Here is a 26,201-nt window from a genome sequence, read left to right as displayed (position 1 = left end):
GGTTCCTTACAGCAGCACGCGGCGGAAGTCAGCCAGGATCTGGCCCAGGTACACGTTGAAGCGTGCAGCGGCGGCACCATCGATGACGCGGTGGTCCCAGGTGAGGGACAGCGGCAGCATCAGGCGCGGCTGGAAGGCCTTGCCGTCCCACACCGGCTCCATCTGGCTCTTGCAGACGCCCAGAATGGCGACTTCAGGCGCGTTGATGATGGGCGTGAAGTAGCGGCCACCAATGCCACCCAGCGAGGAGATGGTGAAGGTCGCACCGCTCATGTCGGCCGGGCCGAGCTTGCCGTCGCGGGCCTTCTTGGCCAGATCGCCCATTTCCTGGCTGATCTGGAAGATGCCCTTCTTGTCCGCGTCCTTGATCACGGGCACCACCAGGCCATTGGGCGTGTCGGCCGCAAAACCGATGTGGTAGTACTGCTTGTAGATCAGCGCGTCACCGTCCAGCGAGCTGTTGAACTCGGGGAACTTCTTGAGCGCGGCCACGCTGGCCTTGATCAGGAAGGCGAGCATGGTGACCTTGATACCAGCCTTCTCGTTTTCCTTGTTGGTCGCCACGCGGAAGGCTTCCAGGTCGGTGATGTCGGCGTCGTCATGGTTGGTAACGGCGGGAATCACGATTGCGTTGCGCGTCAGGTTGGCGCCGCTGATCTTCTTGATGCGCGACAGCTCCTTGCGCTCGATGGGGCCGAACTTGGCAAAGTCCACCTTGGGCCAGGGCAAGAGGTCCAGCCCCACACCACTGCCACCACCGCTGGCCTTGGCCTGTGCGGCAATGGCAGCCGTCTGCACCGCGCCGCTCATCACGGAGCGTGTGAAGCCTTGAACGTCCAGCTCGGTGATACGGCCCTTGGGGCCGGAGCCCTTGACCTCATTCAGCGGCACGCCCAGCGTGCGCGCGAACTTGCGCACCGATGGCGACGCGTGGGGCAAGCCCACGGTGCTGCCACCGGGAGCATGCGCCGGCACTGCAGCGGCAGGCGCCGCAGCCACAGGGGCTGCCACAGCTGCGGGCGCAGCAACAGCTGCCGGAGCTGCAGCGGGTGCAGCAGGAACAGCCGTAGCGACCGGCACAGCACTTGCAACACCGTCAAGCACCACAACCAGGTCACCGATGTTCACGGTGTCACCAATCTTGACCTTGATCTCCTTCACCACACCCGCGGTGCTGGAGGGAATCTCCATGGAGGCCTTGTCAGACTCCACGGTGATCAGGCTCTGTTCCACCTTGATGGTGTCGCCCACCTTGACCAGCAGCTCAATGACGGCCACGTCCTTGAAGTCGCCAATGTCGGGCACGCGCACTTCCACGGGGCCGGACGCGGCGGGTGCAGCCGCAGGGGTCGCTACAGAAACAGGAGCTGCTGGCGCAGCAGCTGCGGGGGTTGGGGCCGGTTTTGACTCTGCAGCTGGGGCGGCAACGGCACCCGCGGCTTCCACCATCACCACCACAGAACCTTCCTTGACCTTGTCGCCCAGGGCGACCTTGATCTCCTTGACCACACCGGCGGTGCTGGAGGGAATCTCCATGGAGGCCTTGTCGCTCTCGACGGTGATCAGGCTTTGCTCCACCTTCACGGTGTCACCCACCTTGACCAGCAGCTCAATGACCGCGACTTCATCGAAGTCGCCGATGTCCGGGACTTTTACTTCTACCAATGCCATGTTTTGTCTCCGGTGTTCTTAGGCGTACAGGGGGTTGACCTTGTCGGCGTTGATGCCGTACTTCTTGATCGCTTCAGCCACCTTGGCGACGGGCACGCTGCCCTCTTCGCTCAGGGCCTTCAGGGCGGCGACCACGATGTAGTGGCGGTTCACCTCGAAGTGCTCACGCAGCTTGCTGCGGAAGTCGGAGCGGCCAAAGCCGTCGGTACCCAGTACCTTGTAGACACGGCCGGCGGGCACGAAGGGACGGATCTGCTCGGCGTAGGCCTTCATGTAGTCGGTCGATGCGACCACCGGGCCGGTGCGACTGGCAAGCTGCTGCGTCACGAAAGGCACGCGGGCCTTTTCCAGCGGGTGCAGCAGATTCCAGCGGTCGGCGTCCTGGCCGTCGCGGGTCAGTTCGTTGAAGCTCGGGCAGCTCCACACATCGGCCTGCACACCCCAGTCAGCGGCCAGCAGCTTTTGCGCTTCCAGCGATTCACGCAGGATGGTGCCGGAACCCAGCAACTGCACGCGCTGCTTACCATCTGCACCGGGCTTGCACAGGTACATGCCCTTGATGATCTGCTCTTCCGTGCCGGCAATCAGGCCGGGCATGGGGTAGTTTTCGTTCAGCAGCGTCAGGTAGTAGAAGACGTTTTCCTGCTTCTCCACCATGCGCTTCAAGCCGTGCTGCATGATGACCGCGACTTCGTGGGCGAAGGTGGGGTCGTAGCTCACGCAGTTGGGGATGGTGTTGGCCAGGATGTGGCTGTGACCGTCTTCGTGCTGCAGGCCTTCGCCGTTCAGCGTGGTGCGCCCCGAGGTACCGCCCAGCAGGAAGCCGCGCGCCTGCATGTCACCCGCTGCCCAGGCCAGATCGCCAATGCGCTGGAAGCCGAACATCGAGTAGTACACGTAGAACGGGATCATGATCCGGTTGTTCGTGCTGTAGCTGGTGGCCGCAGCGATCCAGCTGGCCATGCCGCCGGCTTCGTTGATGCCTTCCTGCAGGATCTGACCAGCCTTGTCCTCGCGGTAGTACATCACCTGGTCCTTGTCGACCGGGGTGTAGAGCTGGCCCTTGGGGTTGTAGATACCGATCTGGCGGAACAGGCCTTCCATACCGAAGGTACGGGCCTCGTCCACCAGGATGGGCACCACGCGGGGACCAATGGCCTGATCACGCAGCAGTTGGGTCAGGAAGCGCACATAGGCCTGGGTGGTGGAGATTTCACGGCCTTCGGCGGTGGGCTCCAGGACAGACTTGAAGGTGTCCAGCGCGGGCACGGTGAAGTGCTCGTCGGCCTTGGGCAGACGCTTGGGCAGGTAGCCGCCCAGGGCCGCGCGGCGCTCGTGCAGGTAGCGCATTTCCGGCGTGTCATCGGCCGGCTTGTAATAGGGGATGTCGGCCAGTTGGCTGTCCGGGATTGGGATGCTGAAGCGGTCGCGGATGTACTTGATGTCCTCGTCGCTCAGCTTCTTGGTCTGGTGCACGGTGTTCTTGCCTTCACCGGCCTTGCCCATGCCATAGCCCTTGACGGTCTTGACCAGCAAGACGGTGGGCTGGCCCTTGTGTTCATTGGCGGCGTGGAAGGCGGCGTACACCTTGGTGGGCTCGTGGCCACCACGGCGCAGCTCGAAGATTTCCTCGTCGGTCATGTGCTCGACAAGCTTGGCGGTTTCGGGGTACTTGCCGAAGAAGTTCTTGCGCACAAAAGCGCCGTCGTTGGCCTTCATGGCCTGGTAGTCGCCGTCCAGCGTCTCCATCATGAGCTGCTTGAGCTTGCCGCTCTTGTCGCGCGCCAGCAATTCGTCCCAGCCCTTGCCCCACAGCAGCTTGATCACGTTCCAGCCCGCGCCGCGGAACTCGCCTTCGAGCTCCTGCACGATCTTGCCGTTGCCGCGCACCGGGCCATCCAGGCGCTGCAGGTTGCAGTTGATGACGAAGACCAGGTTGTCCAGGTTTTCACGCGCGGCCAGACCGATCGCGCCCAGGGACTCGGGTTCGTCCATTTCACCGTCACCGCAGAACACCCAGACCTTGCGGTTCTCGGTGTTGGCAATGCCACGGGCGTGCAGATATTTGAGGAAACGCGCCTGGTAGATGGCCATCAGCGGTCCAAGCCCCATGGACACCGTGGGGAACTGCCAGAACTCGGGCATCAGCTTGGGGTGCGGGTAGCTGGACAGGCCCTTGCCGTCCACTTCCTGGCGGAAGCTGTCGAGTTGCTCTTCGGTCAAACGGCCTTCGAGGTAGGCACGCGCATAGATACCGGGCGAGCTGTGGCCCTGGATGTACAGCAGGTCACCGCCGTGGTTTTCACTCGCGGCGTGCCAGAAATGGTTGAAACCGGCGCCAAACATGCTGGCCACCGAGGCAAAGGAGCCGATATGGCCGCCCAGGTCGCCGCCGTCGGCGGGGTTCAGGCGGTTGGCACGCACAACCATGGCCATGGCGTTCCAGCGCATGTAGGCGCGCAGGCGCTTTTCAATGGCAATGTTGCCGGGGCAATGGGCTTCCTTGTCAGCCTCGATGGTGTTGACGTAACCCGTATTGGCCGAGAACGGCATGTCAATGCTGCTCTGGCGGGCATGCTCCAGCAGTTGCTCCAGCAGAAAGTGGGCACGCTCCGGTCCTTCGGACTCGATGACGGCGCTGAGAGCGTCCATCCATTCGCGGGTTTCCTGGCTGTCCACGTCGGACGCGCCCATGGGATTCTGGGGAACTGCTGCCATTGATGTCTCCTTTTGGTACTTTGGCGTAATTTAGTGCGATCCACCTAGTTTCTCATATTTATTTCCAAATTTCAAATCATGCCTTATGATTTCTTATTGTGAAATTACGAGTGCATGATGGCCACTGACAAGACCTCTCTACCGAACCCGCTCACCTACACTTGGGCCATGCCTTTTTCCAAAGTGATTTCCCTGCCCAAACCCCTGGCGCTGCCCACGGTGGGAGGCGCCCGCCGCTGGTGGCATCGGCTGACGCCGCACCGCCAAGACCGCGTGGCCATGCTGGCCCCGTTGGCGGCCGTGCTGCTGTTTTTTGCAGCCATTGTTTCGGCCCTGGGCTATCTGCGCGTGGAGGAAATGGACCGAGAGCAGGAAGCCGTCCAGCGGGATGTGGAATACACCCAGCAGCGCCTGCGCCTGCGCCTGCTGGAGCGGCAGGAACAAATCATGCGGCTGGCCCGCGAGATCTCCAACCGCGAGTTGGACCTGGAGGATTTCCGCCAGCGCGCTGCCGCCATGCTGGACCAATATCCCGAAGTCCAGGGCATGGCATGGGTAGATGACAAGCGCCGAACCCGCGCCAGCCTGGGGCTGGGAGGCAGTTTTTCCAGCATCCCGGTTTCCAGCAATGACGTTCTGGCTCACGGCTCGCGGGACGCTGGCTATGCCCTGACCCGCGAGGTCAACCAGCCGCTCTATATCCAGCCCCCCCGCGCTGCGGATGAGTTGCCCATGCTGCAGATGTTTGTGCCGCTGAGCGAGCGCGGGCGCTTTTCCGGCGTGCTGCTGACTGAGTACTCGGTGGACGGTCTGTACCGCTATGGTGTGCCCTCCGAGGTATCGGCCCGCTATGCCATCTCCCTGCAAGATGCCAACGGCAAGCTGCTGGCCGGCACCAGCATTCCAGACCGCAAATTGGTCAGCCGCGTGCTCCCCTGGAACAACCCGGCCAACGAATACTCCATGCCCGTCTCCCCCGTGGGCGCCGGACTGGTCATCCGCGCCCAGGCCTACCGGGCCTCGCTGGGCGTGATCGGCAGCGGCCTGTTCTGGCTGGTCAGCGCGCTGAGCGTGATGACCGCGTGGATGCTAATTGCCAACTGGCGCCACACGCGCCGCCGACTGCAGGCGCAACAAGCCCTGATGTCGGAAACCAACTTTCGCCGTGCCATGGAGAACTCCATGCTGACCGGCATGCGCGCCATGGACCTGCAGGGCCGCATTACCTATGTGAACGCGGCGTTCTGCCAGATGACAGGCTGGAGCGAGTCCGACCTGGTGGGCCGCACCGCCCCCTTCCCCTACTGGCCGGACAACGACCGCGACAACATGGCCTCCCGCCTGGAAGAGGAAATGCACAGCAACACCGCCCCAGGCGGCATCCAGGTCCGGGTCAAGCGGCGTGACAACACGCTGTTTGACGCTCGCCTCTACGTCTCTCCGCTGATTGATGCCATGGGCACCCAGACCGGTTGGGTCACCTCCATGACCGACATCACCGAGCCCAACCGCGTGCGCGAACAGCTCTCCGCTTCGCACCAACGCTTCACCACGGTGCTTGAAGCGCTGGACGCGTCCATTTCGGTCGCCCCGCTGGGCAGCGACGAACTGCTGTTTGCCAACAAGCTCTATCGCCAATGGTTTGGTGTGCAGGCGGGTGGCCACCTGCAGCTGGTGGCCGAGGCTGGCGTGCCCGGCAATCCCACCAACGACGAGGCCGACGACAGTGTGGACTCCTTTGCCGGACTACCCACGTCTGCCCTACCCGACAGCGATTCGGAAAGCGCCGAAATCTTCATCAGCGCGCTAGGCAAATGGCTGGAAGTGCGCACCCGTTACCTGAGCTGGGTGGACGGCCGTCTGGCGCAGATGGTGATTGCCACCGACATCACCACCCGCCGCCTGGCTGAAGAGCAGGCGGCCATCCAGGCCGAGCGGGCTCAGACCTCCAGCCGGCTGATCACCATGGGCGAAATGGCCTCCAGCGTGGCGCACGAACTCAACCAGCCGTTAACCGCCATCAACAATTACTGCAACGGCATGGTCTCGCGCATCAAGGGCAAGCAGATCTCCGAGGAAGACCTGCTCGGGGCCCTGGAGAAGACTGCCAAGCAGGCCCAGCGCGCCGGCCAGATCATTCAGCGCATCCGCTCCTTCGTGAAGCGCAGCGAGCCCAACCGCACGCCGTCCGAGGTAAGCGTCATGGTGGCCGAGGCGGTGGAGCTGGCCGAAATCGAGCTGCGCCGCTTCAACGTGCGCCTGAACCACTATGTAGCCGCCCGCCTGCCGCTGGTGATGGTGGACCCCATCCTGATCGAGCAGGTGCTGGTCAACCTGCTGCGCAACGCCGCCGAATCCATCGACTCCGCATTGCGCCAGACGGCCGATCGCATCGTCGAACTGCGGGTGCTGCCGCGTCAGATCGATGGCAAGCCGGTGATCGAGTTTTCGGTGCAGGACACGGGCAAGGGCTTGGCCCCCGAAGTCATGGCCCGCCTCTACGAAGCCTTCTATTCCACCAAGGCCGACGGCATGGGCATCGGCCTGAGTTTGTGCCGCTCCATCGTCGAGTCGCACCTGGGCAGAATGACGGCGGAGAACATCTACAATGGAACGGATGTATCGGGGTGCCGCTTCTCCTTCTGGGTGCCCCTGAACGAAAGTGGTGCTCTGACCTATGCAGAGCCGCCGGCGCCCCAACCCAACCTCGGATAACGGAATGAGCTTGATCCCCAAAAAAGGAACGGTTTACGTAGTTGATGACGATGAAGCAGTGCGGGATTCCCTGCAATGGCTGCTGGAGGGCAAGGGGTACCGGGTCCGCTGCTTTGATTCCGCCGAATCCTTTCTGAGCCGCTACGATGCGCGCGAGGTGGCCTGCCTGATCGTCGACATCCGCATGGGCGGCATGACCGGCCTGGAGCTGCAAAGCCGCCTCATCGAAGCCAAGTCCCCCCTGCCCATCGTCTTCATCACTGGCCATGGCGATGTGCCCATGGCCGTGGACAGCATGAAGAAGGGTGCCATGGACTTCATCCAGAAGCCCTTCAAGGAAGACCAGCTGGTCAGCCTGGTGGAGCGCATGCTGGAACACGCCAAGGACACTTTTGCCGACTACCAGCTCGCCGTCAGCCGCGACGCCCTGCTTTCCAAGCTCACGCTGCGCGAAAGCCAGGTGCTGGAACGCATCGTGGCCGGTCGCCTGAACAAGCAGATCGCCGACGACCTGGGCATCAGCATCAAGACGGTGGAGGCGCACCGCGCCAACATCATGGAAAAGCTCAGCGCCAACACCGTGGCCGATCTGCTCAAGATTGCCTTGGGCCAGAACGCACCAAAAACCTGACGCTTCACTTTTTATAGCACCTTGCGCCCGCTCTGCCTCCGCTGCGGGCGTTTTTACTTGAAGACACAACCATGACCGCTTCCGCACAGATCATCGATGGCAACGCCCTGGCGGCCCAACTCCGTGGCGATGTTGCCAAGCGCACCACCGCCCTCAAGGCCCGTGGCCTCACCCCCGGCCTGGCCGTGGTGCTGGTGGGCGACAACCAGGCCAGCCAGGTCTATGTGCGCAACAAGGTCAAGGCCTGCACCGATGCCGGCCTGCATTCCGTGCTGGAAAAATACGAAGCGACCATGACCGAGGCCGAGCTGCTGGCTCGCGTGGACGCACTCAACAATGACCCCAGCATCCACGGCATCCTGGTGCAACTGCCCCTGCCCGCCCACATTGACGCGCACAAGGTCATCGAAGCCATCTCTCCCGCCAAGGACGTCGATGGCTTCCACGTGGCAAGCGCCGGCGCCCTCATGGTGGGCCAACCAGGCTTCTGGCCCTGCACACCCTATGGCTGCATGAAGATGCTGGAAAGCATTGGCTACAGCCTCAAGGGCAAGCATGCGGTGGTCATCGGTCGCTCCAACATCGTGGGCAAACCCATGGCCATGATGCTGCTGCAACAGAACGCCACCGTCACCATCTGCCACAGCGGCACCAAGGACCTCAAGGCCATGACCCTGCAGGCTGACGTCATCGTCGCCGCCGTGGGCAAGCGCAATGTGCTGACCGCCGACATGGTCAAGCCTGGCGCCGTGGTCATCGACGTGGGCATGAACCGGGACGACGCCGGCAAACTCTGCGGTGACGTGGACTTTCCGGGCGTGAGCCAGGTCGCCAGCCACATCACCCCCGTACCCGGTGGCGTGGGCCCCATGACCATCACCATGCTGCTGGTCAACACGCTGGAAGCCGCCGAGCGCGATGCCACCCAGCGCGGTCTTGCATAAGCCCGGCCTGCCCTCATCTGCCTTCCAGATCCACTGCATTCCCTGCGCACCATGAATCCTCTGCTGAACGCCACCGGCCTGCCACTGTTTGACCAGATCCAGCCCGACCATGTGGAACCTGCCCTGGACCAACTGCTGGCCCAGGCCGAGCGAGCCCTGGAGACCGTCACAAAAGCGGACTTCCCCGCGCAGTGGAGTGCCATTGCCAAGGAACTGGACGTAGCCACCGAACGCCTGGGCACGGCATGGGGCGCTGTCAGCCACCTCAACAGCGTGGCCGACACCCCCGAGCTGCGCGCCGCCTACAACGCAGCCCTGCCCAAAGTCACCGAGTTCTGGACCCGCCTGGGCGCTGACGAACGCCTTTACGCCAAGTACAAGGCCATCGACACTGACACGCTCAATGTCGAGCAACTGCAGGCCCACAAAAACGCCGTGCGCAACTTCGTGCTGGGCGGTGCCGAACTGCAGGGTGCCGAGCGTGAGCGTTTTGCCGCCATCCAGGAGAAACAGGCCGAGCTGGGCCAGAAGTTCAGCGAAAACACGCTGGACGCTACCGACGCCTTTGCCTACTACGCCACAGAGGCCGAACTCGCCGGCGTACCCGCCGACGTGGTACAGGCGGCACGCACCACTGCCCAGGCAGAAGGCAAAGATGGCTACAAGCTCACGCTCAAGATGCCCTGCTACCTGCCCGTCATGCAGTTCGCCACCAGCAGCGCCCTGCGCGCCGTGCTCTACCGCGCCTATGTGACACGTGCTTCCACAGAGGCCGAGGCGGAGTTCCAGAAGTTCGACAACACCGAGGTCATCCAACAGATCCTGGCCTTGCGCCAGGAAGAAGCTCAGCTATTGGGCTACCCCAACTTTGGTGCCTTATCAGTGGTACCCAAGATGGCCGACTCCCCCGCCACCGTCATTCATTTCCTGCGCGACCTCGCGCACAAGGCCAAGCCCTTTGCAGAGCAGGACATTGCAGACCTGCGTGCCTTTGCCAAAGACCACTTGGGGCTGAACGACCCGCAGGCCTGGGACTGGCCCTACATTTCCGAGAAACTCAAGGAGGCGCGCTACGCCTTCAGCGAGCAGGAAGTCAAACAGTACTTCACGGCGCCCAAGGTGCTGGCTGGCCTGTTCAAGATTGTGGAAACCCTGTTCGACGTCGAAATCCGCGAAGACAGCGCCCCGGTCTGGAATACAGGCGTGAAGTTCTATCGCATCGAACGCCGCAACGCGCAAGGCCTGCAGCTAGTCGGCCAGTTCTACCTGGACCCTACAGCCCGCGCTGGCAAGCGCGGCGGCGCCTGGATGGACGATGTGCGCACTCGCTGGCTGCGCCCCGACAACGGCCAGCTGCAAACCCCGGTGGCACATCTGGTCTGCAACTTTGCAGAGGGCGTGGATGGCAAACCGGCACTGCTGACCCACGATGACGTGACCACCCTGTTCCATGAGTTCGGCCACGGCCTGCACCACATGCTCACCCAGGTCAACGAGCGCGATGTCTCGGGCATCAGTGGCGTGGAGTGGGACGCTGTGGAGCTGCCCAGCCAGTTCATGGAGAACTTCTGCTGGGAATGGAGCGTGCTGCAGCACATGACCGCCCATGTGGACACCGGGGCGGCGCTGCCTCGCGCGCTGTTTGACAAGATGCTGGCCGCGAAGAACTTCCAGAGTGGCATGCAGACCCTGCGCCAGATCGAGTTTGCACTGTTCGACATGCTGCTGCACACCGAGCACAACCCAACCGACGACTTCATGCCCCTGCTGAATCAAGTACGACAGGAAGTGGCGGTGCTTCAGCCCCCAGTCTGGAGCCGCACCGCCCACACCTTCAGCCACATCTTTGCGGGTGGCTACGCAGCGGGCTATTACAGCTATAAATGGGCCGAAGTGCTCAGCGCCGACGCCTATGCCGCATTCGAGGAAACGGCCGACGCCAGCGGCACCCCCAACCCCGAAACCGGCAGACAATACCGCACCGCGATCCTGGAAGCTGGCGGCAGCCGCCCGGCCATGGAATCGTTCAAGGCCTTTCGCGGCCGTGAACCCTCTCTGGATGCGCTGCTCAGGCACCAGGGCATGGCCGCCTGAGGCTGTACATTGCAGACTTGCAGATAGGACGCACACCAATGACTTCGCCGACCCGAATCCACCTTCTCACTGCGCTGAGCTTGGCATTGCTGGGCCAGGTCGCCCAAGCACAGCCGGTCTATAAGATCGTGGGACCAGACGGCAAGGTCACTTTCTCCGATAAACCGCCACCGTCAAACGACAAGGGCAAGGTTGCAACGCCGGCTGGCCCAGCTACAGGTGGAGCGGCCAGCGGCGATCTGCCTTATGAGCTGCGCCAGGTCGTCAACAAGTATCCCGTCACCCTGTATTCCGCTGTGGGCTGTGCCCCTTGCGATGCTGGCCGTGGCTTGCTCAAAAGCCGCGGAGTCCCTTTCACTGAGCGCACCATTACTACGCCTGAAGACCAAGAAGCGCTTAACCGTCTGGCGGGCGACAACAACCTGCCCTACGCCACAATTGGCAGCCAACGCCTCAAAGGCTTCTCGGACATGGAGTGGTCGCAATACTTGGACGCCGCCGGGTACCCCACCACATCCACACTGCCGAAAAGCTACCGCTACCCCAACGCTACGCCTCTGGTCACCGTGCAAAAGCCTGCCGCGTCCACAGCCCCCCCCCCGGCTAAGCCCGTGGAAACTGTACCCGAACCGACATCCCCATCAGCAACCTCGCCCTCCAACCCGGCAGGCATCACCTTCTGACATGAAAAAACCGCCCTTGGGCGGTTTTTTCATGTACCTGCCACTCACACAGACCGGTGGGCTATCGGTGTCTCAGGCACAGGGTAGCCTGCAGCGCCAAATGTATTTACCACCGCCTTGTGCGTGTCGAAGTAGACCTGCCAGTAGTGATCGGTGTGCGTGTAGGGGCGCACGCACAACAAGGGGCCTTCGGGCGTGAACTGCAGAATTTCGATATCGGGAGCCGGCGTGCTGGCCACGTTGGGAATCGCCGCCACCGCCGCACGCAGGCGCGCAATCGCATCAAGCACATCCACACCATTCGCCACCTTCGCCACACAGTCCACGCGACGATGTGCCAGCGTGCTGAAGTTCTGGATGGCGCCTGAAAACACCGTGTTGTTGCCCACAATGGTGGCCACGTTGTCCGGCGTCACCAGGGTCGTACCGAACAGGCCCAGTTCCTTGACGGTACCCGTGACCCCGCCCGCCGTCACAAAATCTCCAACCTTGTAAGGGCGCAGCACCTGCATGAAGACACCCGCCGCAAAGTGCGTCAGCAGGCCGCCCCAGGCCGTTCCGATGGCCAGACCGGCACCCGCGAGCATGGCAGCAAACGAGGTGGTCTGCACGCCAAAAATGTCCAGGATGGCCAATATCAGGACAACATTCAGGATGACCGACAAAATGGAATTGAGGTAGTTGGCCAGCGTCTGGTCCACCTTGCCACCGCGCTGCAGGGCCGCCCCCAGCAAGCGCAGAGCCAGGGCAATCAGCCAGCGCCCCACAATCCATGCGCCCAAGGCCCCCAGGAGTTTCAGGCCGAAATCGGCACCCTGCGTGGTAAGAAATGTCCAGATGACCTCGGTGTTCATGTGCATGCCCTCCGCTGATGGATAAGAAAGCCGCAGACCAATATGGCGGCGTGGGGGCATGATAGCGATGGCAGACAGGCCGACCACCATCGGCTTGTGAACTGTGTCACGTACCGGCAAAAAAAATCCCGATCAATGATCGGGATTTTCGGGTTTTGGCGGAAACGGAGGGATTCGAACCCTCGATGAGGCTCTACACCCCATACTCCCTTAGCAGGGGAGCACCTTCGGCCACTCGGTCACGTTTCCAGTCAGCCAGCATTATCGCATGACTCGTAGCCGTTTTTTGAAAACTGCGCCTCGCCGCGGACTAAAAGCCTGGCGCTAGGGCTGATACCAGACCAACACGACTCCGCGTCGCTCCACAAAACCCTGCGCCACCTTGATGTGGATACGATGGCCGCGTGTGGCGCAGGCCAGTATCTGCGATTGAAGCTCCGCCAATTGGGCCGTGCTGGGAATAACGCCATAGGCTTTGTCCAGCCAGTGGCGCAACAGATTGGCCTGACGTGCGTGTCCCAGGGCCTGCAAAGACTTGATGCGCGGCAGACCATCCTCGGGGCGACATACACCTTGCAGGTCTTCTTCTGCCATGGCCTCCAGCAGGGACTGCGCTTGGGCCGCATGCCCGGCGCTGCGTGCAAAGGTGTCACGAAACTGCGGAAAGGCTTCGTCCAGCACTGGCAACAGTTCACAGCGAATGCGGTTGCGGGTGAAGCGGGTGTCCGCATTGCTGGGATCCTCCACCCAGCTGATGCCTTGCTGAAGGAGCCAAGCGCGGATATCGCGCCCTGCCACCTGAAGCAGAGGCCGATAAAACGAAAGTCCGTCACGCTGCCATTGCTGTGGCATGGCACTGAGCCCCCGCAAGCCGGCACCCCGGCTCAGGGCTAGCAACAGGGTCTCCACCTGATCATCGGCGTGCTGAGCAATTGCTATGGATTCAATAGCTGCTTGCGCACTATCCATGAGGGATAGCTGCGAAAATGCCTTGTACCGTGCGACGCGGGCCGCATCCTCCGGACTCTGCCCCTGCGCATGCCCGGCGTGCACCTTGAGCACCCGCAGCGGCACATCCATGCTTGCGCACAGCGCTACACAATGCGCCTCAAAATCTGCCGCCGCCACCTGCAGACCATGGTTTACGTGCAGAGCCACCACCTGCCCCGGCCATTGGCGGGCACAGGCCACGAGCAATGCGCACGAGTCTGCGCCACCGCTGAGGGCCACCCCTAAAGGCAAAGCGGGCGCAAAGGCCCGCATTGCCGTGTCAAAAGACTGTGTCATGGCGGGCCGCCCGGAACGGCCTCCCCGGCTTACTTGCCAGTGGCCTTGGTGTCAGTGAAACGGCCGTAGCTTTGCAGGCGCTCGTAGCGGCGGTCCAGCAATTCCTTGACCTTGAGGTCGCTGATCTGGCGATAGGCATCGCCCAGTGCGCGCTTGAGGAAGGCCGCAGCCTGTTTGGCATCGCGGTGGGCTCCGCCCACGGGTTCGTTGACAATCTTGTCCACCAGACCCAAGGCCTTGAGGCGGTGGGCGGTGATGCCCAGCGCGTCGGCGGCATCCTGCGCCTTGTCGGAAGTCTTCCAAAGGATGGAGGCGCAGCCTTCCGGGCTGATCACGGAGTACACCGCGTACTGCATCATGATGACCTGGTCGGCCACGGAAATAGCCAATGCGCCACCGGAGCCGCCTTCGCCGATGATGGTGGTGATGATGGGCACCTCCAGCTGCGCCATCTCGAAGATGTTGCGGCCTATGGCCTCGGACTGGCCGCGCTCTTCGGCATCGATGCCGGGGTAGGCGCCAGGCGTATCCACAAAGGTGAATACCGGCAGCTTGAACTTCTCGGCCAGTTTCATCAAGCGCAGGGCCTTGCGATAACCCTCTGGCTTGCTCATGCCAAAGTTGCGCAAACCGCGTTCCTTCGTGTCGCGGCCTTTTTGCTGGCCAATCACCATGCAGGGCGTGCCGTTGAAGCGGGCCAGGCCGCCCACGATGCTCAGATCGTCGGCAAAGTGGCGGTCGCCATGCAGTTCCACGAAATGCGTGAAGATTTCGTTGACGTAGTCCAGCGTATAGGGGCGCTCGGCATGGCGCGCAATCTTGGTGATCTGCCAGGGGGTCAGATCACTGTAGATATCCTTGGTGAGCTGCAGGCTCTTCTTGCTCAGTTGGTCGATTTCGGCAGAGATGTCCACCGCAGACTCGGTCTGCACATAGCGCAGTTCTTCGATCTTGCCTTCCAGTTCGGCAATGGGCTGTTCGAAATCGAGAAATGTCTTCTTAGCCAACGCGATTCTCCTTCTAGTACGCTACCGGTAGCGGGTCGAGCGACCGCCAAATATACCAAGTTGCCACACTGCAGTACGGCGCCCAGGCGGCAGCCACCTCGCGCGCATCACTGCGGCTGACCACTTCACCGGAAAAATAATTGTGGCTGATGCCGTTGATGAGGCCCTCATCGTCCAGCGGCAGCACGTTGGGCCGCATCAGATGGAAGATCAGGAACATCTCGGCCGTCCAGCGGCCAATGCCACGGATAGCCACCAGCTCGGCAATGATGGCCTCGTCGTCCATGCTGCCCCAGTCCTTGACGTGCAACGCGCCGTTGTCAAAGTGCAGCGCCAGATCGACCAGGTACTCCACCTTGCGGGCACTTAGCCCGGCAGCGCGCATGTCGTCCACCTTCAGCTTGAGCACATTGGCCGGCGTCAACTTGCGCGGCAACAGCACAAAGCGGTCCCAGACTGTTTGGGCCGCCTTCACGGACACCTGCTGCCCCACGATGCTGCGCGCCAGCGTCACAAAGGCATCGCCACGCGTCTGCAGGCAGGCGTCGCCAAACTGGGGGATCAGGCGCTTCATCACCCGGTCCTTCTTGACCAAGTGCTTGCAGGCCTCCTCCCAGAAATGGGGCGTAGCGAGTACCGGAGCTGGCTCAGCAGCCTTTTTGCTGGAGGTGACCATTACTGCACGGCTTCCCAGGTGGTGCCGGTGGGCGAATCCTTGAGCACCACGCCCTGCGCAAGCAAGTCCTTGCGGATGCTGTCGGCCAGTGCAAAGTCCTTGGCAGCCTTGGCGGCAGCCCGCTCGGCGATACGGGCTTGAATCGCCGCTTCGTCCAAACCTGCGCCCGATTGCAAAAAGGCCTTCGGGTCGCCCTGCAACAAGCCCAGGCAGCCGGCCAGGGCCTTGAGTAAGCCCGCCAGAGGCGCAGACTTGCTGCGATTGACCTCGGAAGCCAAGTCAAACAATACGGCTACAGCCTCGGGCGTGCCAAAGTCTTCATCCATGGCCGCCTTGAAGCGCTGGGCATAGGGCTGGGCCCAATCAATGTCCACGGCCTCGGGTACGACCTGGTCCAGCGCGGTATACAGGCGCTTGAGCGACTGGCGGGCATCGTCCAGATGCGCATCGCTGTAGTTCAGGGCGCTTCGGTAGTGGGCGCGAACGATGAAGAAGCGGACAGTTTCAGCGTCGTACTGTTTGAGAACGTCGCGGATGGTGAAGAAGTTGCCGAGCGACTTGCTCATCTTCTCGTTGTCCACGCGCACAAAACCGTTGTGCACCCAGAACGCGGCCAGCGGCTTGCCATTGGCACCTTCGCTTTGCGCGATTTCGTTCTCATGGTGAGGGAACTGCAGGTCAGCGCCGCCGCCATGGATGTCAAAGGTCTCCCCCAGCGTGGCGCAACTCATGGCCGAGCATTCGATATGCCAGCCCGGGCGCCCTGTGCCGAAGCTGCTATCCCACTTGGCATCGGATGGCTCTTCAGGTTTGGCGGACTTCCACAGCACAAAGTCCAGAGGATCTTCCTTGCCATCCAGTACCGCTACGCGCTCGCCGGCACGCAGTTCGTCCAGCGACTTGCCGGAGAGCTTGCCGTAGCCCTCAAACTTGCGCACCGAGTAGTTCACGTCGCCGTTGCTGGCGCGGTAGGCCAAGCCCTTGCCTTCCAGCTGGCCAATCAGTGACAGCATCTGGGGCACGTACTCTGTCGCCCGGGGCTCTACAGACGGGGGCTCGATGCCCAGAAGACCGATGTCCTGGTGCATGGCCGCAATCATTTCGTCCGTCAGTTGGCGGATGGTGATGCCACGCTCCAGGGCGCGCTTGATGATCTTGTCGTCGATATCAGTGATGTTGCGTACATAGGTGACGCGCAGGCCACTGGCCTTGAGCCAGCGCTGCACCACGTCGAAGGCCATCATCATGCGGGCGTGGCCGATGTGGCACAGGTCGTAAATCGTCATGCCGCATACATACATGCGCACATGGCCGGGCTCGATCGGTGAAAACGGCTGCAGGGCACGCGACAGCGTGTTGTAAATGCGCAAACTCATGGGTATCTCGAAACCAACTCACAAAAGCAGCGAGCCCATGGCAACCGAAGACTCGGTTACGGGGCTCGCTTGGTATCCAATCAGGGTTTTGCAAGGGGTTAGCAGGCTACCCCCTCAGCTACAATGCAGCGCAGTATAAGCCCCCTGAAGAGGGGTCCTCCGACGCGCTAGATTCAAAGGCACTATGAAGCAAGCCCTCTCATTTGTATGCATGTCGCTGCGCTTGGCGGCTATCGCAGGCACATTGGCCTTTACCGCAGCCCATGCGGATGACTACTCCGATGTTTCCCAGATCGCCCGCAACGGCAAATACAGTGAGGCACTTGCCAAGGCCGATGAATATCTGAGCAGCAAGCCCCGCGACCCCCAAATGCGCTTCATCAAGGGCGTCATCCAGCGCGACTCTGGCAAGACATCGGAAGCCATTGCCACCTTCACACGCCTGACCGAAGACTACCCCGAGCTGCCCGAGCCCTATAACAACCTGGCCGTGCTGTATGCCGGCCAAAGCCAGTTCGACAAGGCCCGCACAGCGCTGGAAATGGCCATCCGCACCAACCCCAGCTACACCACCGCCCATGAAAACCTGGGAGATGTGTACGCCAAGCTGGCCAGCCAAGCCTATGGCAAGGCCCTGCAACTGGATGCCTCCAACACGGCAGTCCCACCCAAGCTAGCCCTGATCCGCGAGCTGTTCAACCCCGCAATGGCCAAGGGCCAGCGCCCGGTCAGCACGCCCGCTGTCACGTCGCCGCCTCAGGTAGCTGCCGCCGTTACGGCCCCTCCGGTCAAGTCGCCTCCGACTCTGCCCGCCGCCCCGACCAATACCAAGCCCGCAGCGCAAGCCGCAGCGGCCCCGGCAACACCCACGGCAACCGCCACCGCACCTGCGACACCAGCAGCCACCACAACGCCTGCCGCGCCTCCCGCAAAACCAGAACCCGCAGTTGCCGCCAGCAATACGACAAGCAACGCCAGCAAAGACGCGGAGGCCGCAGTGCGCGCCTGGGCTCGCGCCTGGTCCGCCAAGGACGTCAAAGGCTACCTGGCTGCCTATGGCAAGGACTTTGATCCGCCGGGCAACGCAAGCCGCAGCGCCTGGGAGTCCGAACGCCGTCAGCGCATTGGCGAAAAATCCAAGATCACCGTGAAACTGGACAATCTCCACGTCAGCACAAGCGGTGACAAGGCCGTGGTCAAGTTCCGCCAGGACTACCGCGCAGATGCCGTGGCTGTTTCCAGCCGCAAGACACTGGAACTGGCCAAGTCGGGCGAGCGCTGGCTGATCGTGCGCGAAGCGGTGAACTAATACGCCCGCACGGCCTCTACCGGTGCCCATGAACAGAACCCACGCGCAACTGCGCCCTCGCCGTCCCCTGCAACGCCTGATTACCCTGCCCATCTGTGCGCTGGCACTGAGCTTGGCGGCTACCGCGCCAGCACAAGCCAACAAACGCGCGGAGAAAAGCGGCATTCAGCGGACTAGCGTACAAGCCCCCCCACCTGCCGCCGAGGGCGTCGCAGAAGCGCGCCTGATCGAGGTGTACGCCCTCATTGGCAAGGGGCAGACCCGCGAAGCCCTGAACAAGGCAGAGAAACTGGCTCAGGACCTGCCGCATTTCCAACTCGCGCAATTGGTCTATGGCGACCTGCTCGCGGCCCGCACCCGCCCCGTGGGCAAGATCGGCGACGTGCCCGAACCCATGGCCAAGGCCGCGCCCTCCGCACTCAATGAGTTGCGAGAGGAATCCATGCGCCGCGTGCGCGCGCTGAAGGAGCGCCCGCCTGCCGGCATGGTACCTGCCCAGTTTTTGCAGCTGTCCCCGCGCACCCGGCACGCGATTGCGGTGGACGCCTCGCGCTCGCGCCTGTATCTGTTTGCCAATACGGCCGAAGGCCTGAACCTGATTGGTGACTACTACATCTCGGTGGGCAAGGCCGGTACCTCCAAGGATGTGGAGGGCGACCAACGCACCCCGCTGGGCGTCTACTACATCACCAGCAACCTGGACCCCAAGACGCTCAAGGACTTCTACGGTTCAGGCGCCCTGCCCATCAACTACCCCAATGTGCTGGACGCCAAGCGCGGCAAGACCGGCAGCGGCATCTGGCTGCATGGCACGCCACCCAACCAGTTTTCGCGGGCGCCGCTGGCCACCGATGGCTGCGTGGTGCTGGCCAACCCGGATCTCGAGCACATCATCCGTACCGTGGAGGTGCGTGCCACGCCCGTGCTGATTGCGCCACAGCTGCGCTGGGTCAACGCCAACACCTCGCGCAGCGAAGGAAAGCCTTTCGAAGACGCCTTGCTGGCCTGGCGCAACGCCAAGACGGCGGGCGACGTGAACCAGGTGCTGTCCTTCTACACAAGCGACTTCAACAGCAATGGCAAGACGCTGGCCCAATGGGCTCCCACACTGCGCTCCGAAATGCAGAAAACCCAGGGCCGCACCATCCAGCTTAAGGACGTGTCTTACCTGCGCTGGACCGACACGGTCGACACCATGGTGGCCACCTTTGGCGAAGTAGCGGACGGGGTACGCACCGGGGTGACCAAGCGCCAGTACTGGATACGCCAGGACAACCAATGGAAAATCTTTTACGAGGGAGTGCTCTGATGCGCCCATGGATGGCAAAGCCGCTGCGCGGCGCTTTGGCAGCCTGCCTGCTTCTTGCGGCCGGTTTGGCTATCGCAGCAGAAAATCCACAAGTGAAATTCCAGACCAGCGCGGGCGATTTCGTGGTTGAGCTCTACCCCGACAAGGCCCCCAAGACGGTGGAGAACTTCCTCCAGTATGTCAAGGACAAGCACTACAACGGCACGATCTTCCACCGCGTGATCCCTAACTTCATGGTGCAAGGTGGTGGCTACGACAGCAAGTACGTGGAGAAGCCCACACGCGCACCTGTGGTGCACGAGGGCCGTGAAGCCCTGGCTGCCGGTGGTCCGCGCAACGTCGTGGGCACGCTTGCCATGGCACGCACCAATGACCCACAATCTGCCACTGCACAGTTCTTTATCAACGTGCAGGACAATGCTTTCCTCGACCCGGTATTGATTCCACCGGGTGACCCGGTGCCCCGGTTCGAGTACCAGGGCCAGGTCTACAAGGACACGCCACGTGCGGCGCTCCTGAACTCCCCCCAATTGTTTGGCTACACCGTTTTCGGCAAGGTCATCAAGGGGCTGGACGTGGTGATGAAGATCAAGTCCACCCCCACTGGCGCGGGCGGCCCTTTCCGCAGTGACGTTCCGCAAACTCCCATCATCATCAACTCCGCCACTGTGGCGAAATAAAACCATGAGCAATCCCCAAGTTGAACTCCACATCACCGGCTACGGCGTCATCACGCTGGAGCTGGACGCCGACAAAGCTCCCAAGTCCACCGCCAACTTCCTGGCCTATGTGAACAAGGGCCACTACAACGGCACCATCTTCCACCGCGTGATCCCCGGCTTCATGGTGCAAGGCGGCGGCATGGAGCCCGGCATGAGCCAGAAGCCCACCGATGCCCCCATCGAAAACGAAGCCAACAACGGCCTGAAGAACGCCATCTACACCGTGGCCATGGCCCGTACCGGCGACCCGCACTCCGCTACCGCCCAGTTTTTCATCAACGTGGCTGACAACGGCTTCCTGAACCACACCGCCCCCTCCACGCAAGGCTGGGGCTATGCCGTGTTTGGCAAAGTGGTGTCCGGCTCCGAGGTGGTGGACAAGATCAAGGCTGTGAAGACAGGCCGCAAGGGCTTCCACGACGATGTGCCCAAGGAAGACGTGGTCATCGAAAAGGCTGTCGTACTCTGATGCCCGCCCTGCCCGGGATGGACCTCGTTGCACCATCCCGCTGGCAGGTGGTGGATTTCATTTCCGACCTGCACCTGCAGGCGTCAGAAAACACCACATTCGAGGCCTGGCAGGACTACATGGGCCGCACTGCGGCAGATGCAGTTTTCATCTTGGGCGATCTGTTTGAAGTCTGGGTAGGCGACGATGTGCTGCAAGACACCCAGTCCTTTGAATACCGCTGCGCAGACATTCTGCGCTCCACCGCCCAGCGCCTCCCCGTCTACATCCAGCATGGCAACCGAGACTTCCTGATGGGCCCGGCCCTGATGAAACACTGCGCCAGCACCCCCCTCCCAGACCCTACCCTGCTCCACACCGCCAGCGGACGCTGGCTGCTCTCGCATGGAGACGCACTGTGCGTGGATGATGTGGATTACCAGGCATTCCGCCAGCGGGTGCGCAGCGCCGCATGGCAAACCGATTTTTTGGCCCAGCCGCTGACCCAACGGTTGGAGATTGCGCGCGGACTGCGGGCTCGCAGTGAAGCCCGCAAACGCGAAGAGCTGGAGTACGCAGACTTGGATACCTCAGCCGCGCTGGACTGGCTGAACCGGCACGGCGCGAACCACCTCATCCACGGTCACACACACAAGCCCGGTGTCCACCAACTCGACGCCACGCATGGCCGAACCGTATTGACCGACTGGGATTTGGCCGCCAAGCCGCCACGTGGCGAGGTGCTGCGCCTTAGCTGCGCCCCAAGCAGCGGTCCGGCATTGCGTCGCCTGCCGCTGGACGCGCCGGAAATCAGTGCGCCCAAGCCTGCGGGTTGACTTCGTCGATCTGCCAAGGGTCCAGAAACTCCTCGGCATAGCGCAAGTAGACCTTCTCGCTCACAAACACATCGAACAGGTCCGGATCAATGTGCCCGCCCACGCGGAACTTGTGCATGATGCCCATCGCCTGTGACAGCTTCATGCCCTGCTTGTAGGGACGATCCCGCGCGGTGAGCGCCTCAAAGATATCGGCGATGCCCATGACGCGGGCCTGCACGGACATCTGCTCCCGCGTCAGCCCCTTGGGGTAGCCCTTGCCGTCCATGCGCTCGTGGTGGCCACCGGCGTACTCCGGGACATTGCGCAGGTGCTTGGGCCAAGGCAGTTGCTCCAGCATCTTGATGGTGGCGACGATGTGGTAATTGATGATGTCGCGCTCGGCAGCCGTGAGCGTTCCGCCGCGGATGGTGAGATTCTCGATCTCGTCCGCGCTGAGGAAGTCCGACTCCACGCCATCGGTGTTGCGCCAACGTGCGCCGGTACCAATGCGCCGCACGCGATCCACGTCCTCTTCCTTCATGAACTCCGCACCCAGATTGGCATGGCGCAGGAATTCACGGTCTGCATCCAGTGCGTCGATGCTGGCGCGAGATTTCACCGAAATGTCCGCCTCCGCCTGCGCGTCCTTCTGATCGCGCAAGGCCAGTTGCTCACGCAGAGCGGCGATTTCCACATCGCGCTTGAGCACCTCATAGCGCGTGTCCACCAGTTGAATGCGGTCGAACAGGGTTTGCAGCTTGCTCGCCTTGTCCACCACATGCACAGGCGTGGTCACCTTGCCGCAATCATGCAGCAGACCGGCAATCTTGAGCTCATAACGGTCCCGGTCATCCATGCGGAAACCGGCCAGGGGACCTGTTTGCGTGGCATTCACCGCCTCAGCCAACATCATGGTCAGCGCAGGCACGCGCTGGCAATGGCCACCCGTGTAGTGCGACTTTTCGTCAATGGCCAGGTTAATCAGGCTGATGAAGGACTCGAACAGGTCTTCGAGCTGGCTCATCAGGTTGCGATTGGTGATGGCAATGGCAGCCTGCGAGGCCAGCGATTCGGCCAGGCTCTGGTCTGCGCCGGAGAAAGACTGCACCCTACCGGTCCTGGGGTCCTGGGCATTGATGAGCTGCAGCACCCCGATGATGTCGCCCTCATGATCCTTCATGGGCACCGCCAGGAAGGACTGGGAACGGTAGCCAGTGCGCTCGTCAAACTGGCGCGTCCCGGAAAAGTCGAAGTTGGGCTCGGTGTAGGCGTCTGCGATATTCACCGTCTGGTTGTGCAGCACAGAGTAGGCCGCCACCAGCGAGTCATTGCGCCCGCCCTCTGCGTCATAGAGGGGCAGCTCGGGAAAATTGATGGGATTACCCGAGGTACCACCCATGGCGATGTGCAGGGAGTCGGTGCGCAGGATCTCGAAGCGCAGGGACTTCTGGTCGTCAGTCACCCGGTACAAAGTGCCGCCGTCAGCCTGGGTAATGGTCTTGGCCGCGACGAGGATGCTCTCCAACAAACGCGTGATGTCGCGTTCCTTGGAGAGGGCCGAGCCAATCTCGTTGAGCTGCTCCAGTCTGCGCAGCAGATCATCCACAGAGTCCACGGTCTCCCCTTCCGGTCAAAACACCCGTACCCGGGCTGCGCCATTGTTCCACATTGGCCGCCCGCGCGGCAGTCCGTTACCGCTTGAGCAGCACCTTGAGCACGGCCTGCAGGCGGCGTGCATCGGCCGCATTGAAATCGCCGGCCAATACTGCTGCGGCGTCCTGACCCCAGGTCTCGGCCGGGGCGGGATCATTGCGGCGGGTCAGCAACTGCAGTTGCAGGCCACGGCGCGCATCCAGGTGCTCTGCGGGCGTGGGCACTTCGGCCGCCATTTCCAGGCGCAACAACGCCTGGCTGGCCTGGGGCTTGGCACCCGCTTCGATCGCCTTCACCCAAGTCGCGCGGTTCTGTGCTGCGGCCCGGCTGCCCAGATCTTGCGCGGCAGGCACCAGGCTGGGGTCGCGCTTTTCCCAAGCGCTCAACAACTGGGTCAGGGCTTCGCCATGGGCCTGGGCGGCCAACTTCTTCAGGGCCATCTGGGCATGGTCCATCGCATCACGCTGGGCGCGGAAGGCGGCATCGCCCAAACGCGGCGCCATGGCGGCACGGTCCGGGCGGCCAACACCCCGGTCACCGCGGTCATCCCGGCGGGAGCCACGATCGCCATCACGACCTGGACGACCGCCCACCTCCTTGCGGTCACCCCACTTGCCGGGACGCGCCTGGGGTGCGACTGGAGCCTCTTTCTTCATGCCCGGGCGGTCATCGCCACGCACGGCCACGACCGGTTTGGCAGGTGCCTTGGGCACAACAGGCGCTTCGGCCTCTGCGGCGGGCGCATCGGATAGAGGCGACTCTTCAGCAGTTGCGTCAGCCGCTATAGTTTCCGTAGCTGCTTGCGCACTATCCACGGGGGCTACAGCCACTTTTTCTTCTCGTGCTGCGGCAGCGGCCTGTCCCTGCAGGGCCGCCTCCAGAGCGGCCACCGCGCTGCGAATAGCCTGCACATCCCCTGCTGCATTGGCTGCCTCCAGCGCCTTGGCTGCCTCCAGCACGGCGCGGTCGCGTGCACCCATGGCGGTTTCCGCCTTTTCGCGCTCGGCCGTCTTGCGGTTGAAAGCATCGTCAATCGGTTTGCGGAAGGCATCCCACAGCTTCTGCTCCTGGCGGCGATCCACCGGCACGGCATGCGCCTGGGCTTGCCAGCGCTGTTGCAGCGCCTTGACGGCGTCAATGCGCAACACGGCAGCAGCGCCCAGTACCTTGGCCTCTTCAATCATGGCGTGGCGGGCCGCCAGCGCCTGGGCCTGGACGGCCTCCAGCGGGGCGGCCGCCTCGCCGATCGCAGCCTTCCACAGCGGTTGCAGTTCGGCAAAGGTCTTTTCACCCACATGGCCTGCATCACGCCAACGGTCGGCAAACTGGTGGAGGATGCGGTTGAAGCCCTTCCAGTCATCGTCCAACGCGGTGCGGTTGGCTTCGGCCCAGGCCTTGACCTCGGCAATCAGAGCCAGACGCTGGGCCTTGTGCTCTGCGGATTCGGCTTTGACCTTCTCCAGCCAGCCCTCGACCACCTTGTAGGCTTCGTTGCAAGCTTCATCAAAGCGCTTCCACAGGGCGTGGTTCGGGGTGCCGCCCTGGTCGGTCTGCTTCCACTGGTCGCGCAGGGCACGCAGGGTTTCCTGCATCTTGCGTCCGCCAATGGCCTGGCCTTCGGGGCGCTTGAGCAGGCCCTCGGCTTTGCCTACCAGCTCTTCGCGGATCTGGTCGGCACGCCAGCGCTGCCAGCCTTCCAGCTCACCTGCAGCGGCCAGCGCAGCGTGGGCCTGGTTGTCGAGCTTGCCGTCGATGAGCTTGCCAAATTCCTTGAGCGCGTTGCGCAGGGCATTGGCCGCGCCCGTGCTGGCCTTGCCGTGGCCTTCGGCCACTTCCTGCTCCAGCGTCGTCAGCGCAGCGCGCACGGCAGCCGTCGCCTGGGCGCGAGCCTCGGGGTCCACCTTAGGCTTGGCCGGCTTGGCAGGCGCCTCAGCCGGAATGCCACGCGCGGCGCGCAGCTCATCCGCCCACACGGGCACGGGGGGCAAGGGGGCATTGGCATCGGCAACCGCGGCCAAGGTCTGGGTCAGAGCCGCCTGGAAGGCGTCCCACACCACCAGCAACTGGGCGCGGGAGGCCTCCAGCAGGGGCGGGAATTTCAGGTCCACGCTGGGCCAGCTTGCGTGCGCCACCAGCGTGGAGGCCTGGCTTTGCCAGTGTTCCACGTCGACACGCAGGGCATCCAGCGCAGCCTGGGCATCGCTCCAGGGCTTGGTGGACAGCACCTCGATGCGCTGGGCCAGCAACACGGCGGCCTCACGCTGCACCTGCACCTGGTGTTGCAGGTCTTCAATGTCGCGCACACGTTCGGCCAGTTGGGTCTTGAGGCTGGCCAGAGGCTCTTTGCTCAGGGGCGCGCCAGCCTTGGCCGCATCGCGCTGCCAGGCCAGGGCGTCGGCCATATTGAGTTTGGGGGTGTCGATCAGCGTCTGGGCGCGGGCGGCCCATTCGGCGGCCAGCAGCTCCTGCCCCTTGGCACGCTTGGCTTCGTCCAGGCGCTCACGCACCAGCTTGGCGGCGCCCTTGTCCTTGACGCTGAGTTCGCGGAAGACCTCGGCCAGCAGGTCTGCACCAGGGTTGCCCTGCAGCCACTCCCGGATGCGGGCAGCCCGGTCCCCCGCCGTGGCAGCCGAAAAGGCACCACCGGTCAGGCTGTCGAGTTGGGCAGAGTCGAGATGTTTGGCAGGATGGGACGAGGTCACAGTGGATCGCAATCAGGGTTGAACTACAAAAATACAGCCGGGTATTTTCGCCGCAAATGCCCTGCTCCATCCGTTTTTTCCGTGGCGCGCACAACAGCGCCTCACTCAGCCCATCGGTCGAACACCTAGTCCGTTCAGAATACGCCTCAAGCCCTCATGGAATATGCGCAAGCAGCTACGAATTTAATAGCGTGACGCTGTCCGTGTCCGCGCTGAACACGCACTCGGCTTCCTGGAGACCCACAGGCCAAGACGACTGCATCTATATATATAGAGGGTCACACACATTTCCCAAGGAAAACGCCGTGCAAAAGAAAGCCCGGCAGAGACCATGCTGGCCGCTGTCGGGCTCGATGGCTGACCAGAGGTCCATGCCATCAGGGGTTGTCGCGGGGGAGCGTGTTGTCCCGTCGCGAACTTGAAGCAATAGATTGCCTCCTTGGGGTTGCCGGGGCCGCTTTATCACAGATGCCTGAAGCACGGACTGGCTACTGCCGGCAAGACGCCTGAATGCTCAGGCACAAGCAGTCTAGATGGCAGCTCCCCCGGATTCAAATCAAAGTTTCAATGAAAAGCCGGCACTC

At 62.6% G+C, this 26,201-nt stretch carries 19 protein-coding genes and 1 tRNA gene; 10 read left to right on the top strand and 10 right to left on the bottom strand.

The window, feature by feature from the left end; genetic code table 11:
- Positions 1–6: 6 nt before the first annotated feature.
- Both aceF and aceE read right to left on the bottom strand, forming a co-directional pair.
- Complete coding sequence (aceF, locus tag AC1RNN_RS04080) at positions 7–1,671, bottom strand: dihydrolipoyllysine-residue acetyltransferase (protein ID WP_493085769.1); 1,665 nt, start codon at positions 1,669–1,671, stop codon at positions 7–9.
- Between the two features lie 18 nt (positions 1,672–1,689).
- Positions 1,690–4,389, bottom strand: coding sequence for a pyruvate dehydrogenase (acetyl-transferring), homodimeric type (aceE, locus tag AC1RNN_RS04075; RefSeq protein ID WP_493085771.1), 2,700 nt, complete (start codon positions 4,387–4,389; stop codon positions 1,690–1,692).
- 168 nt (positions 4,390–4,557) lie between these two features.
- Here aceE and AC1RNN_RS04070 point away from each other — a divergent pair, with 168 nt between their 5' ends.
- From AC1RNN_RS04070 to AC1RNN_RS04050, 5 genes are all read left to right on the top strand, one after another.
- The gene (locus tag AC1RNN_RS04070) at positions 4,558–7,104 is read left to right on the top strand and encodes a PAS domain-containing sensor histidine kinase (RefSeq protein ID WP_493085773.1); all 2,547 of its coding nucleotides are present in this window, start codon (positions 4,558–4,560) and stop codon (positions 7,102–7,104) included.
- A 4-nt stretch (positions 7,105–7,108) separates the two neighbouring features.
- Positions 7,109–7,735 carry a response regulator transcription factor gene (locus AC1RNN_RS04065; protein ID WP_094478892.1) on the top strand — a complete coding sequence of 209 codons (627 nt, stop codon included), beginning with the start codon at positions 7,109–7,111 and terminating at the stop codon, positions 7,733–7,735.
- A gap of 71 nt (positions 7,736–7,806) precedes the next feature.
- Positions 7,807–8,679 (top strand): bifunctional methylenetetrahydrofolate dehydrogenase/methenyltetrahydrofolate cyclohydrolase FolD, encoded by an 873-nt coding sequence (gene folD, locus AC1RNN_RS04060; protein ID WP_493085775.1) that lies wholly within the window; start codon positions 7,807–7,809, stop codon positions 8,677–8,679.
- Positions 8,680–8,730: 51 nt separating this feature from the next.
- Positions 8,731–10,773 (top strand): M3 family metallopeptidase, encoded by a 2,043-nt coding sequence (locus tag AC1RNN_RS04055; protein WP_493085776.1) that lies wholly within the window; start codon positions 8,731–8,733, stop codon positions 10,771–10,773.
- 38 nt (positions 10,774–10,811) lie between these two features.
- On the top strand, positions 10,812–11,456 hold the full coding sequence (locus tag AC1RNN_RS04050; RefSeq protein ID WP_493085778.1) for a DUF4124 domain-containing protein: 645 nt from the start codon (positions 10,812–10,814) through the stop codon (positions 11,454–11,456).
- A 44-nt stretch (positions 11,457–11,500) separates the two neighbouring features.
- Here the strand turns inward: AC1RNN_RS04050 and AC1RNN_RS04045 are convergent, their stop codons facing one another.
- The 6 genes from AC1RNN_RS04045 to cysS form a co-directional block, all read right to left on the bottom strand.
- Complete coding sequence (locus AC1RNN_RS04045) at positions 11,501–12,310, bottom strand: mechanosensitive ion channel family protein (RefSeq protein WP_493087053.1); 810 nt, start codon at positions 12,308–12,310, stop codon at positions 11,501–11,503.
- 156 nt (positions 12,311–12,466) lie between these two features.
- Positions 12,467–12,559: transfer RNA gene (locus AC1RNN_RS04040), tRNA-Ser, on the bottom strand.
- 75 nt (positions 12,560–12,634) lie between these two features.
- Complete coding sequence (gene tilS / locus AC1RNN_RS04035; protein WP_493085780.1) at positions 12,635–13,597, bottom strand: tRNA lysidine(34) synthetase TilS; 963 nt, start codon at positions 13,595–13,597, stop codon at positions 12,635–12,637.
- Between the two features lie 29 nt (positions 13,598–13,626).
- Positions 13,627–14,604 (bottom strand): acetyl-CoA carboxylase carboxyltransferase subunit alpha, encoded by a 978-nt coding sequence (locus tag AC1RNN_RS04030; protein ID WP_493085782.1) that lies wholly within the window; start codon positions 14,602–14,604, stop codon positions 13,627–13,629.
- A gap of 13 nt (positions 14,605–14,617) precedes the next feature.
- Positions 14,618–15,280 carry a DNA-3-methyladenine glycosylase family protein gene (locus tag AC1RNN_RS04025; RefSeq protein ID WP_493085783.1) on the bottom strand — a complete coding sequence of 221 codons (663 nt, stop codon included), beginning with the start codon at positions 15,278–15,280 and terminating at the stop codon, positions 14,618–14,620.
- Positions 15,280–16,656: a cysteine--tRNA ligase gene (gene cysS, locus AC1RNN_RS04020; RefSeq protein ID WP_493085785.1), complete on the bottom strand. Its 1,377-nt coding sequence runs from the start codon at positions 16,654–16,656 to the stop codon at positions 15,280–15,282. Before cysS ends, AC1RNN_RS04025 begins: the two co-directional genes overlap by 1 nt.
- Positions 16,657–16,840: 184 nt before the next feature.
- Between cysS and AC1RNN_RS04015 the strand changes: the two genes are divergently transcribed.
- Genes AC1RNN_RS04015 through AC1RNN_RS03995 form a run of 5 tightly spaced genes read left to right on the top strand, consistent with a single transcriptional unit; the run spans position 16,841 to position 21,280 of the window.
- Positions 16,841–17,965, top strand: a complete 1,125-nt coding sequence (locus AC1RNN_RS04015) for a L,D-transpeptidase Cds6 family protein (RefSeq protein WP_493085786.1) — start codon at positions 16,841–16,843, stop codon at positions 17,963–17,965.
- Positions 17,966–17,993: 28 nt separating this feature from the next.
- The gene (locus AC1RNN_RS04010) at positions 17,994–19,274 is read left to right on the top strand and encodes a L,D-transpeptidase family protein (protein ID WP_493085787.1); all 1,281 of its coding nucleotides are present in this window, start codon (positions 17,994–17,996) and stop codon (positions 19,272–19,274) included.
- Positions 19,274–19,954 (top strand): peptidylprolyl isomerase, encoded by a 681-nt coding sequence (locus AC1RNN_RS04005; protein ID WP_493085788.1) that lies wholly within the window; start codon positions 19,274–19,276, stop codon positions 19,952–19,954. Before AC1RNN_RS04010 ends, AC1RNN_RS04005 begins: the two co-directional genes overlap by 1 nt.
- Before the next feature lie 4 nt (positions 19,955–19,958).
- Positions 19,959–20,465, top strand: a complete 507-nt coding sequence (locus tag AC1RNN_RS04000; protein WP_493085790.1) for a peptidylprolyl isomerase — start codon at positions 19,959–19,961, stop codon at positions 20,463–20,465.
- On the top strand, positions 20,465–21,280 hold the full coding sequence (locus tag AC1RNN_RS03995; RefSeq protein ID WP_493085792.1) for a UDP-2,3-diacylglucosamine diphosphatase: 816 nt from the start codon (positions 20,465–20,467) through the stop codon (positions 21,278–21,280). Before AC1RNN_RS04000 ends, AC1RNN_RS03995 begins: the two co-directional genes overlap by 1 nt.
- Here the strand turns inward: AC1RNN_RS03995 and AC1RNN_RS03990 are convergent.
- The gene (locus tag AC1RNN_RS03990; RefSeq protein ID WP_493085793.1) at positions 21,255–22,877 is read right to left on the bottom strand and encodes an HD domain-containing phosphohydrolase; all 1,623 of its coding nucleotides are present in this window, start codon (positions 22,875–22,877) and stop codon (positions 21,255–21,257) included. The two genes, AC1RNN_RS03995 and AC1RNN_RS03990, sit on opposite strands and share 26 nt — an antisense overlap.
- Before the next feature lie 76 nt (positions 22,878–22,953).
- Complete coding sequence (locus tag AC1RNN_RS03985) at positions 22,954–25,617, bottom strand: DUF349 domain-containing protein (protein WP_493085795.1); 2,664 nt, start codon at positions 25,615–25,617, stop codon at positions 22,954–22,956.
- Positions 25,618–26,201: the final 584 nt, after the last annotated feature.

Source organism: Rhodoferax sp. GW822-FHT02D07 (genome assembly GCF_058802405.1).
Note: the sequence above shows the minus strand (reverse complement) of the source record. Positions and strands in the feature narration are given on the sequence as shown.

Coding starts and splice junctions, on each gene's coding strand:
- AC1RNN_RS04010 (WP_493085787.1), top strand. CDS start 17,994: ATGAACAGAACCCACGCGCAACTGCGCCCTCGCCGTCCCCTGCAACGC.
- tilS (WP_493085780.1), bottom strand. CDS start 13,597: ATGACACAGTCTTTTGACACGGCAATGCGGGCCTTTGCGCCCGCTTTG.
- AC1RNN_RS04065 (WP_094478892.1), top strand. CDS start 7,109: ATGAGCTTGATCCCCAAAAAAGGAACGGTTTACGTAGTTGATGACGAT.
- AC1RNN_RS04045 (WP_493087053.1), bottom strand. CDS start 12,310: ATGAACACCGAGGTCATCTGGACATTTCTTACCACGCAGGGTGCCGAT.
- AC1RNN_RS03995 (WP_493085792.1), top strand. CDS start 20,465: ATGCCCGCCCTGCCCGGGATGGACCTCGTTGCACCATCCCGCTGGCAG.
- folD (WP_493085775.1), top strand. CDS start 7,807: ATGACCGCTTCCGCACAGATCATCGATGGCAACGCCCTGGCGGCCCAA.
- AC1RNN_RS04055 (WP_493085776.1), top strand. CDS start 8,731: ATGAATCCTCTGCTGAACGCCACCGGCCTGCCACTGTTTGACCAGATC.
- AC1RNN_RS04070 (WP_493085773.1), top strand. CDS start 4,558: ATGCCTTTTTCCAAAGTGATTTCCCTGCCCAAACCCCTGGCGCTGCCC.
- AC1RNN_RS04015 (WP_493085786.1), top strand. CDS start 16,841: ATGAAGCAAGCCCTCTCATTTGTATGCATGTCGCTGCGCTTGGCGGCT.
- cysS (WP_493085785.1), bottom strand. CDS start 16,656: ATGAGTTTGCGCATTTACAACACGCTGTCGCGTGCCCTGCAGCCGTTT.
- AC1RNN_RS04050 (WP_493085778.1), top strand. CDS start 10,812: ATGACTTCGCCGACCCGAATCCACCTTCTCACTGCGCTGAGCTTGGCA.
- AC1RNN_RS04000 (WP_493085790.1), top strand. CDS start 19,959: ATGAGCAATCCCCAAGTTGAACTCCACATCACCGGCTACGGCGTCATC.
- aceE (WP_493085771.1), bottom strand. CDS start 4,389: ATGGCAGCAGTTCCCCAGAATCCCATGGGCGCGTCCGACGTGGACAGC.
- AC1RNN_RS04005 (WP_493085788.1), top strand. CDS start 19,274: ATGCGCCCATGGATGGCAAAGCCGCTGCGCGGCGCTTTGGCAGCCTGC.
- aceF (WP_493085769.1), bottom strand. CDS start 1,671: ATGGCATTGGTAGAAGTAAAAGTCCCGGACATCGGCGACTTCGATGAA.
- AC1RNN_RS04025 (WP_493085783.1), bottom strand. CDS start 15,280: ATGGTCACCTCCAGCAAAAAGGCTGCTGAGCCAGCTCCGGTACTCGCT.